This is a genomic window from Stenotrophomonas sp. 86156_Sma (assembly GCF_056481625.1).
This window is the reverse complement of the sequence record NZ_CM151157.1, coordinates 2,868,084-2,880,840: the sequence shown is the minus strand read 5'-3', so window position 1 is coordinate 2,880,840 and position 12,757 is coordinate 2,868,084. Positions and strand designations below refer to the sequence as shown.

Genomic DNA, 12,757 nt, shown 5'->3' with positions numbered 1-12,757 from the left:
GGTCGGCGCCTTTTTTTGTGGTCGCGCCGAATGTGAAGAAGCTGTCGTTTTTCCGGCGCGGACAACGTCTATCTGATAGTGCCCGGCGATGCCTGCGGGCAGTCGAATCTCTCCTATGCCGCAGACCGTCCGTCGGTCGCTCGAGGTCCTGATGTCGCACCTGCACACGCCTGTTCCGCACACTGCGCCGCACCGCCATCCGATGGCCTGGGCCATCGCGCTTGCGCTGGGCGCCACGCCCATGCTGCCTGCGCAGGCGCAGCAGGCATTTTCGCCGGGCTGGTTCGCCGAGCGCGGTGCAGCGCAGGGCGCAGCCGCGCAGAGCGGGCGCATGCCCAACGGCGTGCCGATCCAGTTCCAGCTGCCGGCCCAGCAGCAGGACGCCGCCCGGCAGAAGCTGCAGCAGTCGATCGACAATCTGGGCACCGCCGCGCAGGCCATTGCGCTGCAGCAGCGCTTGCAGGAGCAGGCGCGCACGCAGCAGCGCGCCGCCGGGTTCGTGATTGCTGACGGCCTCGGCAAGGACGGCCTGAAGGTTGATGAGAATCCGCTGACCCGTGGCTGGGTGAATGCGCGCGAAGCGATCCAGTCGCAGGGCAGCGACGGCAAGGTGCAGGTCAGCATCGAGCAGACCGCCGACCGCGCGATCCTGAACTGGGAAACCTTCAACATCGGCGGCAACACCACGCTCGATTTCAAACAGAATGCGGACTGGGCGGTGCTGAACCGGGTCAACGATCCGAGCGCACGTCCCAGCCAGATCCTGGGCCAGCTGAAGGCCAACGGCACCGTGTTCGTGGTCAACCGCAACGGTGTTGTGTTCGGCAACAACAGCCAGGTCAACGTGGGCAATCTGGTCGCGGCAGCGACACGGATCAGCGATGGCCAGTTCCGTGACAACGGCCTGTACAGTGGCGACAACAACACCGCTGCGCTCACCGATGCCTTCGGCAAGGTCCTGGTTGAGCAGGGTGCACGCATCACCACGCAGGCGCCTGCCTCGGCAACCCGCGCCGGTGGTTATGTGCTGCTGGCCGGCCACACCGTGGAGAATGCAGGGCAGATTGAAACGCGCAAGGGCCAGACGCAGTTGGCCGCTGGTGACGCGTTCGTGATACGACGTGGTGTGGGTACCGCGCAGAACACCGCATCGACCACAGCCGGCAACGAGATCGCGCCACGCATCGCGGCCGGCAGCAATGCCGGCAGCGTGCGCAACAGCGGCCTGATCCAGGCGCGCGAGGGCGACATCACGCTGGCCGGGCGCAGGGTGGAACAGGCCGGCGTAGCCGTGGCCACTACCACGCTGGACCAGCGCGGCACGGTGCACCTGCTCAACGCCATCAGCGACCGTGCCGGTACGGTCACCCTGGCCAGCGGCGCGACCACGGCGGTGCTGATCGAAGACGATGGCAAGAACACGGCCCTGGACAGCCGCCGTGATGCGTTGGTCAAGGCTTCGGCCGAGCAGGACCTGCTGCGCGGCGCCAGCAGCACTGGCACATTCGACAATCTCTCGCGCATGCAGGACCGGCGTGACCAGTCACGCGTGGAGATTGTGTCCGGCGGCGACGTGAATTTCCAGGACGGTTCGCTGACCGTGGCCACCGGCGGTCAGGTGGTAGCGGAAGCCGCACGCCGGACTTACGCCGGCAATGCCGCGCGCATTGATGTGTCCGGTGCGGTGGGCGTGCGGGTTGCGATGGAGAGCAACAACGTCCAGGTGAAGGTGCAGGGCAACGAACTGCGTGATTCGCCCGACAACCGCGACAGCGGCAAGCTGATCAGCAGCGAGGTCTGGATCGATCGCCGCCAGCTGCAGCACGTGGCCGCAGGCACCGGTGGCAACACCGCCGAGCGCTGGTATGCCGGTGGTGGCCTGCTGGAAGTCGGGGGGTATCTCGACAACCAGGGCCATTCGATCGGCGAATGGGCCGCGCAGGGCGGTACCGTGCAATTGTCCGGCAGCGAAGTGGTCACCCATGCCGGCTCGAGGATCAACCTGGCTGGCGGCAGCCTGGATGTGCAGAGCGGTGCCATCAAGCAGAGCTGGCTGCGTGGCACCGACGGTCAGCTGTACCGACTGGATGATGCGCCGGCCGAGATGCGGTACGACGGCTTGTATCGGGGCTTTGAAGTAAAGCAGGAGCGCTGGGGAGCCACCGATGTGTTCCGCAATCCGCTGATCGGTGCCGAACAGCGGGTGGAGAACGGCTACACCGTGGGCCGCGACGCGGGCCGTCTGCTGGTGTCCGCGCCCAGTGCGGTACTGCAGGGTCAGGTGGCGACCGATACTTTCCAGGGTGCGCAGCAATCGAAGACACCCGATGCTGCGCGCGACGGCTACGCACAGGCGCAGACCGCCGTAGCGCGCAATGCCCAGCTGTGGCTTGGGCGCTACGACGGCAACGGCAGAAACGCGGTGTTCGACACACAGGTGCGGATCGTCGATGGCGGGCTGCCTGCCGCCGACGTGTCCCTGCAGGCGCCGCTGCAACATGAACAGCGCAATACGCTGTGGCTGGATGCCAACCAGCTCAGCGCGCAGCAGTGGGGACGCATCGATCTGGCCAGCGGTGGCAGCATCGCGGTGGAGGGTGCGCTGCGCCTGCAGGACGGTGGCCAGCTGGTGCTCACGGCCGCCGATGTACTGCTGGGGGGTGACATTCAGATCGCTGGTGGACAGGTGCAGGCGGGCAATGAACTGACCCGCGTGGGCGCTCCCGCCGCCTGGCTGCTGCAGGGCGGCCGTTCGCACGTGGCCCTGGCGGAGGGCACGCGCATCGATCTCAGTGGCCGCTGGGTGAATGCGTTGCTGGAACCGGCGTCCAGCCCGGGCATGGCGTGGACTGACGGCGGCAAGCTACGGCTGCAGAACAGCCATGATGTTGTGGTGCCGGGCAGCGACGTGCGCGTCGATGGCGGCGGTCGGGTTGATGCAAAGGGCAAGGTCACGATCGGCAAGGGCGGCGACGTCAGCCTGCAGGCAGCGAGCGTGGCCGACAGCAGTGGACGGGTCGGTCGCCTGCAGCTGTCCGGCGACGCACGCTTGAGCGCGCTCGGCGGCGGCAGCGGTACGCTGTCGTTGGGCGATGGTGGGCGTATCGTGATCGGCGGGCAGCCGGCCGACGGCGCACTCACCCTGCAGGAGACCCTGTTCAACAAGGGCTTTGCCAGCTATGACATCAATGGCCAGCAAGGTGTGGAGGTGGCGGACGGAGCCATCGTCGCCGTGCGCATGCCGGGCCTGCGCCTGGCCGAAGCAGCGATGCAGGCACGCGACCGGCACGACGCATTGCAGGTCTGGTCGGCCCCCCTGTACAGCGCGGATCCGATCACCGGCAGGTTCAGTCAGCGCAACGGTGCGAGCCTGACGCTGCGTTCACAGCAGGGCGAGGCCGGTGGTGATCTGCGCATCGGTCGCGGCGCCCTGGTCAGCGTGGATGCCGGTCAATCGATCACCCTGCGCGGCGCGGGCAGCATCACGGTTGATGGCAGCCTGAAAGCGGCGGGTGGCCGCATCCGCCTGGATGACATTCGCGAACCGACCAGCCTGTTCGATTCGCAGCGCAACGAGCGCACCTACCGCATCGGTGCACAGGGTGTACTCGACGTCAGCGGTGACGCCTTCACTGCGCGTGATGCCAGTGGCCGCCTGCGCGGGCAGGTGCGCAAGGGGGGCAGCATCGAGATTGGAGGCGCGCTCGACTGGGACGGCCAGGACAACGTGCCTGACCGGCCGGTGGATGCATTCGTGGTGGTTGAACGCGGTGCGAAACTGCTGGCCAACGGCAGTTCGGCGCAGCTGGACATCGATGGCGCCGGCCGCCAGGATGTGGCCAGCGATGGCGGCACCATCGTGGTGCGATCGGCCAATGCGCTGTACTTGCAGGGCGCTCTGCAGGCCGCTGCAGGCGGCGCCGGCGCGCAGGGCGGAACCCTGGGTATCGCCTTCGGAGGCAGCATCCATGCGGGCGGTGCCAGCGAAGATGTGTTGGCGCCGCGCGCCATCGTGCTCAGCCAGGACGATCGAGAGCAGGCCGTGCCGGCGAAGCTGCAGTACGGGCACGCACGCCTGTCGGCGGCGCAGGTCGGTGCCGGTGGTTTCGACAATCTTTCGCTGTTCGGCAACGTGCGTGCCGAAGGTGATGTGGAACTGCGCCTCGGCCAGAGCCTGCGCTTCCAAGGTCTGCAACAGGATGGGCTGGGCATGCTGCAGGGCGGCAGCGCTGGCGGCCTGCTTGCGCTGAGCGCGCCCTACGTGCGCTTGGCGCAGAGCAGCTGGTTGAGGCTGCCTGGCGATACCCTGGTCGGTACCGCTGCCGTGGCGGTGGATACCGGTCGCCAGCATCGCTTCAGTGTGGATGCGGACCTGATCGACCTGCGCAATACCACCTGGCTGGCGGGGTTCGATGACGTGCAACTGCGCAGTCGCGGCGATCTGCGCTTCCTGGGCAGTGGCGCAGCGCTCGGCAGTACCGGCGCGCAGCTGATCGCGCCGCGCAGCCTGGACGTAACCGCAGCGCAGCTGTACCCGGTGGCCGATGCGGGCGGCGTGCTGGCGGCCGGTGTGTCGCAGCCGGGCAGTGCGATCAGCCGCTGGGATGATGCCGAAGGCATCGTGCGCATCCATGGTCTTGGCGGGGCGGTTCCAGTCCTGCCGTTGTCGGTGTCCGGCGGCCTGTCAGTGGTGGCAGCGACCATCGAGCAGGGCGGCATCCTCCGGGCGCCGTTGGGCGCCATCACCCTGGGTGGTACCGATGCCGACGGGCGCCGGGCCGGCTCGGTGACGCTGCTGCCCGGAAGCGTGACCTCCACCAGCGGCGCGGGGCTCAGTGTGCCGTTCGGTGGCACCGTCGATGGCGTGGACTGGCGCAGGGACGGCAGCGCCCATGCCATACCGCCGGTAGGCGGTGTCGCGCCCGGCGCGGACCCCAAGGGCATCGCCATCATCAGCAGCCGTACCGAGGTGGCCGAAGGGGCGCTGCTGGATCTCTCCGGCGGGGGCGAGTTGACCGGTGCTGCCTTTGTCAGCGGGCGCGGTGGCTCGGTCGACATCCTGCGCCATGCATTGGCCGATGCCAATCCGCGTTATGGCTTCAGCGAATCGGCCAGTCCGGTATATGCGATCCTGCCCGGCTACACCGGCAGTGCAGCGCCGCTGGGATTGAGTGACGGCTCGCTGGACCCTGGCATTGGCCAGCAGATCACGATTCCCGCAGGCGTGCCTGGATTGCCGGCTGGCACCTACACGTTGTTGCCGGCCAGCTTCGCGCTGCAGCAGGGCGCGTTCCGGGTGGAGCTGGGGCGCACCGGCGCGGTCGGCATCGGTGCACCGCTGGCCACCGGCACCGGCTCCTGGATGGTCGGCGGACACACGGGGTCGGCGCTGGGTGGCCTGCGTTCGCCCTTGCTGACCGCGTTGCTGCTGACCCCGGCCGATACCGTTCGCCGGCATTCCAGCTACAACGAGACCAGCTACAACGCATTCGTGACCACGTCGGCACAACGGTTGGGCACGCCGCGCGGCTGGCAGACCGTCGATGCCGGCACGCTGCGCCTCGGGCTTGGCAATGGCGCCGGCAGGGACAGCACGCCCGCTGTGAGTTTCCAGGGCCAGACCCGGTTTGCGCCGGCGGCGGGCAGCGCCGGCATTGGCGGTTCGGTGGAAGTGAACCTGGTCAACCGGCTGGGTGAACTGGAAGTGGTGGCGGCCGGTCGCACGCCCAGTTCTACTGGCAATGGTGCCACCATCGAGGCGGACGTGCTCAACGCGTTGCAGCCCTCGCGCCTGGTGCTCAACGCACAGGTCCGCGCGACCAGCAACCAGCGCCTGCAGGTGGCCGGTGTCGGCCAGAACCTGGTGTTGCGGGACGGCGCGGTCCTGCGTGCGCCTGAGGTGATTCTGGGGGCGGTGGCCGGAGGCAAGGGCGTGCGCGTGGAGGCAGGCGCAGGCGTCGACACGCTCGGTCGCGGCGCCGCTCCGTTGCCCGACAACGCCGGTTTCTACTACCAGGCCGAAGGCGGAGTGATGGTGGTGTCCAACGGGCGCACCGATCTGCTGGCCGCGCCCTTGCGCGAGGGAGCCGATCCGTCGCTGGTCAGCTTCGACATCGGCACCTGCGACCCGGGCCGTCAGTGTGCGGGCCAGGCACGATTGGTGTCGGAGGGAAGCATCAACGTCGCCACCAATGGCGGCCTGCAGCTGCGCGACACGGCCAGCTACGGCACCCGCCAGCTCGGCGTCAGCGTGGCGGCGATCAATCTGGGCAGCGACGATGCCATCGCGCAGGCCGCCGCGGCCGCCGCTTTGCCGCCGGGCATGCTGATGAACCAGCAGGTGCTGACGACCTTGCTGCGCGGCAATACCGCCACCGGCGCACCGGCACTGGAGACGCTGAAGCTCTCGGCGGCCGAGTCAATCAATGTATTCGGCAGTGTCGATCTTGATACGCGCGACAGCGCGACCGGCAAGTCGAGCCTGCGCACCCTGGTGCTGGGCGCACCGGCCATCCATGGCTATGGCAACAGCAGCGACCGTGCGCGCATCTTCGCCGGCAACCTCACCTGGGCCGGTGCACTTGCGGCAAGTGGGTTTGCGGATTCGAATGCCGCGCAGCCCGGCGGGGCGGCGATGGTCGACCGCCTTGGCAGTGGCCAGCTGGACATCATTGCCGATACGTTGCGGCTCGGCCCGGCGCCACAGTCGTGGCCCGCCTCGGAGGTCGTGGCCGGACGCCAGGTCCTCGGCTTCGCCGGGGTGAACCTGCGTGCCGCACAGCAGGTGGTCTTCGCCGGCAATGGTGCGTTGAATGTGCATCAGTTCCAGGGCGCCTACGACCCAGCCAAGGGCTGGACCTACAGTGGCGGCAACCTCGATATCCAGGCACCGCTGGTCACTGCCGAAGCAGGCGCGAAGCTGGCGGTGACTGCTGGTGGCACGCTGCGCGTGCACGGCGCAGGCGCCTCGACGGCGGCCGATGCTCTGGGCGCAGAATTGACGCTGGACGCCGACGATATTCTCCTCGACACCCGTATCGCGCTGGCCTCGGGCCGCCTGGCGGCCACGGCGGCCCGCTCGGTGCAGCTTGGCAGCAGTGCCAACCTCGATCTGGCCGGGCGCAAGGTCAGCCTGTTCGATGTGGATACCTACAGTGTCGGCGGTGACGTCACGCTGACAGCAACGGAAGGTGACGTGCGCAGCGACGCAGCATCGCGCGTCGATCTGTCGGCGCAGAACAACCGCGCGGGTCGCCTCACCGTGACCGCGCTGGGTACTGCCGGCGGGCATGTCGACCTGGCAGGACGGCTGCTTGGCCAGGCCAGCGGCACGCTGGACGCAGGTGGCAGCCTGGTGCCGTATGAGAACGGTGAGCTGGTGGTGCGCGCACGTGAACTGACAGACTTCAGTGGCCTCAACCAGCGCCTTACCCGCGACGGTGTCACTGGAGCGCGCAGCTTCCAGATCAAGCAGGGAGACCTGCTGATCGGCGACGAAGTGAAAGCGCGCAAGGTGGATATCAGCGTCGACGGTGGTGCGCTGCGGGTGCTCGGGCGCATCGACGCCAGCGGCGACCAGGTTGGCAGCATCCGCCTGGCCGCGCGCGATGGCCTGCAGTTGGACGGAAGCCTGGACGCCCACGGCAGGGCACTGCGTGTGGACAGCTATGGCAAGATCATCGACAGCCCGAACCGTGCCATCGTCGAGCTGGAAAGCCGCGATGGGCGCGTGCAGCTGGGTTCGGCGGCGCGGATCGATCTTCGCAGCGGCACCGGCGTTGCCGTCGGTACCGGAGCAGGGCAGAACGATGGACGCGCCCGCGGCACGTTCGTGCTGAACGTGCCGCGAGTGGGCAGCGACGATGCCGGCGTCGATACCGGCAGTGCCGTGCAGGTACTCGGCGCGCGCGATATCTTCGTGACCGGCGTGCGCCGCTATGACGACGCACCCCTGGCTGACACGGCGGATGTGAACGGCCGACGCGGCCAGCTGGTTACCCAGTCGTGGCTGGATACGGTGGTTGACCCAGCCAACACTGCATGGATGAATGCCGCGCTGGGCAATGCCGGGCTGTCGGCACGGCTGGCCACACTGGGGACCGTGCGCCTGCGTCCCGGCGTGGATGTCGTCGGCGCGATCTCGTCCAGCAACCCGCATGGTGATCTGACCGTCAGCGGCGATATCGATCTTTCCGGCTATCGCTACGGCCCGCAGGCCAATCGACAGGACCCCGCGCGACGCGGCTTCGGGGAAGCGGGTGCGTTGCGCCTGCGCGCAGCCGGCGACCTGTTCATCCATGGCAGCATCAACGACGGCTTTGCGCCGCCACCTGCCAGCCCGGATGATCGCGGTTGGCAGCTGGTGCCCGGACAGAGTTTCGGTGCCGGCATTACACCGTTCGGCAGTGACATCCTGGTGCCCAATGACAACGTCGTACTGGAGGCCGGCACGCGCTTCCCGGCGGGTGCCGTGCTGAACTACGCGATCGCGGTGCGCGATGCGGTCCTGCCTGCCGGCACCACGTTGCCGGTGGAGATGACGCTGGGGCAGGCACTTACGTTGCCGGCAGGCTACGTGCTGCCGGCCGCGGTTACGCTGGCCGATGGTCAGGTGCGTGCCGCAGGCAGCGTGCTGGCGCAGGCGCTGCAACTGCCCGCCGGCTCGCGCCTGGGCGCGGGCTTCCAGCTGCGCAGCGAGGCCAGCGTAAGGGCCACGACCTGGCCGGCCGGCGCGCGATTGCCGACGGAGCTGCGACTGGCGGCGCGCACACCGCTGGCACGAGGTTCGCTGATTCCGGCAATGACCACGCTGGAGCTGGCCGGCGGTCAACCGATCGACCTGCGCCCGGTGGGCAGCGATGGTCGACAGGGACGCAACTGGGCGTTGGCGCAGATGTTGCCCGAGGGCACCACCTCGTGGGATCTCACCGCCGTTGCGGGCGCCGATACCGAGGCGGCCGACCCGCGTGCGCGGCGCAATGGAAGCGGCGATCTGGTGCTGGCCGACACCCACTACGGCGTTGTGCGTGCGGCGACCATGGTCTCCACGTTCGTGCGCGAACAGCGGGTGACCGCCCTGGGTGCGCAGCGCGAAGGTGTGGATGCAAGCTGGGTCGGCAAACCGGTGAAGGCGCTGGCCGAGCATCTGGGCAAGCCTGAGTCTGCGATCTGCGCGACTGGCAGCAGCTGCGAGGCGGCACCTTACTTGTTCACGGCGCAAGGTGCCGATGAAATGGGCGATCCGTCGCTGGTCGGCATGCCCGTGAAGGAAATTGCCGAGATGTTCGGGATGACCGAAGAGGAGCTGTGCGGTTCGGTCAGTTCGGGCATCTGCGTGATGCCCGGCGAGATGCGTGATGTGGCGACCGTGGGTCAACCGAAACATGGCACGCCGCTGTGGAGCGTGCTGCGCACCGGCAGTGGCGACCTGCAGTTGATGGCCGGCCGCGATCTGTCGATGCGCTCGGTGTACGGCGTCTATACTGCGGGAACGCCGACCGCGCTGGGTAATGGCCTCGATGCCCGTTTCCAGTCCGAGCGCGCGTCGCCGTCCGGACGCGAGGCACTGCTCGGGTTGCAGCAGTCCAGCGGTGACTATGACGCGGCACTTGCCGCCTATCGCGCGTGGTATCCGGATCACGGCGGCAACCTGAGCATCGCGGCTGGCCGCGACGTGACCGGGGCAACATGGGGTGCGCTGTCGTCGTCCGGCTCGGCGGCGGGTGACCTGGCCAACCACGCCAGCAGCGCGGTTGCCAACTGGCTGTGGCGCCAGGGCACAGGTGCGGTTGCGGGCGTCGAGCAGCAGCCTGTCGCCTGGTGGATCAACTTCGGCACTTACGCCAATGTGTCCACGTTCTCCAACCCCAGTCCACGCATGGTCGGCTTCACCGGCTTTGGTACGTTGGGTGGCGGCAATCTGGAGATTGATGCGGGCAGGCATGCCGGTGTGACCGATGCCAAGGGTGACGCGCTGAAGAACACAAGCAGCACCCGTTTCTCCACCGCGATCAACGCAGCCGTGGGCTCGACCGGACGTGTTGATGATGGGCGGCTGGTGCTGACAGGTGGTGGCGATCTGAGCCTGCGCGCCAGCGGTGCACTCAACCCGAACCTGATGGCCACTACGATCAATCACGTCAGCAACGAGCAGGACCTGGAACTCAATGGCACATTCACGAACCTGCGCGGCAGCCTGAGTCTTGAGGCCTCCCGCATTGGCGGCAGTGCCGTCGGCATCTCCCAGTACACTGATCCCAGCAGTGGCCTGCGCCCCAGCGATCCGTTCCGCGCTTTCGGTGGCAAGGCGATGGGTGGTCCGGTGCTGGTGCTGGGCGACGCCGTGGCAAACCTGCACGCCCGGGGCGACGTCATCCTGGGCGGCGTCGCCGATGCCGGCCGTGTGGTGCAATTCAATGCGCCGCAGGTGGCGCTGGCGGGAGGCGGTCTTGCGGCGGGTACTACCGGCTTCTCGCTGTGGACCGCGGCCACGGCAGTAAATCTGGTTTCGTTCGGCGGCGACGCCACCCCGCTGACAGCGCATGCCAGCACCCCGGGGCAGAATCTGCGATCGGAATCCACCGGCGACAATTTCGCCTACTGGATCTATCCCTCCAGGCTGCAGGTGCAGGCCACCAGCGGCGACATCAAGTTGGGCGAAGGCGGTGAGAACAACATACTGCTTACCGCTCCTTCCCCTACGGGCAGCATGCAGTTGCTGGCTGGCAATTCGATCATCGCCGGCGATCGGTCACCGTACATCAGCAGCTCTGGTGCGGACACTCGCCTGCCATCCCCGTTCGATCCGGTGTTCACCGCACGGGACGCGAGGGGCACCGAATTGCTCGGCAACATTTCGCCCGATGGCATCAATGCTCGGGTACCCACATGGGGCGATGCCATACCGCTGTTCGCCTTTGGGCCGAACCGTCCCATGGCGGCGGTGGCACGCACCGCCGGGGGCACGCCGAACCGCTTCTACGCAGGCTCGGGCGACATCATCGGTCTGCGCACGGGCGAACAATGGATGCTGAACGCCGCCGGTGGCAGCCGCCGCACCGTTCGCGAGTGGATTGATGTGGCTGCGCCGGTGCAGCTGCGTGCAGGCCAGGACATCCTGTCCAGCACCGTCCTTGCGTTGAACAACAGTGCCAGCGATGTCACGGTGCTGCAGGCCGGGCGGGACATCGTGCATGCCAACGTCACCGTATACGGCAGCGGCAATGTCGATGTCAGCGCCGGCCGTCAGCTGCGCCAGGAAGACCGCGGCAGCATCGTCAGCCGCGGCGGCCTGGTGCAGGGCGACACGCGCCCGGGTGCCAGCATCGCGATGACCGCCGGCAACCAGCAGGTCGACTTCGGCGCCGTGCGTGCACGCTACCTGGATGCGACCCGGCTGGCCGATCCCGCGCAGACACTGGCGTCGCAGCCGGGCAAGGTGGTCAAGGTCTATGACAAGGAACTGAAGCAGTGGCTGCTGGAGCGTTTCAACATCAGCGCTGACGGCGCGCAGGCACTGGCCCTGTTCGACACACTGCCACAGGAGCAGCAGCGCATCTTCCTGCGCCAGGTCTACTACGCCGAACTGCGCGAGGGCGGCCGCGAGTACACCGATGCGGATGGCCCGCGCGTAGGCTCCTACCTGCGGGGCCGCGAGGCCATCGCCACCTTGATGCCGGACAAGGATGCAGCGGGCAAGACGATCCAGCGCACCGGCGATATCGTGATGTATGGCGGCGCCGGCGTACGCACCGAGGCCGGTGGCAACATCGAGCTGATGGCGCCGGGCGGGCAGATCGTGGTGGGCGTGGTTGGCGAGGCGCCGCCGGCAAGCGCGGGCCTGGTGACCCAGGGGCAGGGCGACATCCGGCTGTTCAGCCAGGACAGCGTGCTGTTGGGCCTGTCGCGGGTGATGACCACCTTTGGCGGTGACATCCTGGCCTGGTCCGAACAGGGCGACATCAATGCGGGCCGTGGCTCGCGCACCACGCTGGTGTATACCCCACCACGCCGCCTGTACGACCGTTGGGGCAACGTCAGTCTGTCACCGCTCGCACCGGTCAGCGGTGCCGGCTTCGCTACGCTGGACCCGATTCCCGAAGTGCCGCCGGGCGACGTCGACCTGATCGCGCCGCTGGGCACCATCGATGCGGGCGAAGCAGGCATCCGTGTCTCGGGCAACATCAACCTTGCCGCGCTGCAGGTGCTCAACGCGGCCAACATCCAGGTGCAGGGTGAGAGCAAGGGCCTGCCGGTGCTGGCCACGGTGAACGTCAATGCGCTGGCGTCGGCCAGTGCTGCAGCGAACAGTGCAAGCCAGGCCGCACAGGACGTGATGCGCAAGAGCCAGGACGACGCACGGCGCAACCAGCCGTCAGTGATCAGCGTGCAGATTCTCGGCTTCGGCAGCGGCACCAGCAGCATTGCGCCGCCGGCGCGCGGCACGACCGCCAACAGCGGCTACGACGCCAACAGCGCCTTCCAGTTCCCGCAGGCAAGCCGCGACGAAGGCACGCAGCGCCGATAGGCATAGCACGCCCCGGTAGGTGCCGACCTTGGTCGGCACGCATTGCCCGATGCAGCGCATCGGGCTGCAGCATCGGGCCAGCCGCCAGGGAACGGTGGCGGCCCCAGCCAAGACGGCACGGAGGGCAGGGAGCGGCCATCAGCGGTGAGGACCACCGACACAGCGCCGCCGGGTGCAGGAGAGCACCCGGCGGCAGGAGGGACGCGCGCATGTGTCACGGTAGATGCCGAC

Annotated in this window: 1 protein-coding gene; it reads left to right on the top strand. The window is 68.0% G+C overall.

Features of this window, described 5'->3' with window-relative positions; translation table 11 throughout:
• Positions 1 to 151: 151 nt before the first annotated feature.
• Complete coding sequence (locus ACZK33_RS13340) at positions 152 to 12,526, top strand: filamentous haemagglutinin family protein (protein WP_423174245.1); 12,375 nt, start codon at positions 152 to 154, stop codon at positions 12,524 to 12,526.
• Positions 12,527 to 12,757: the final 231 nt, after the last annotated feature.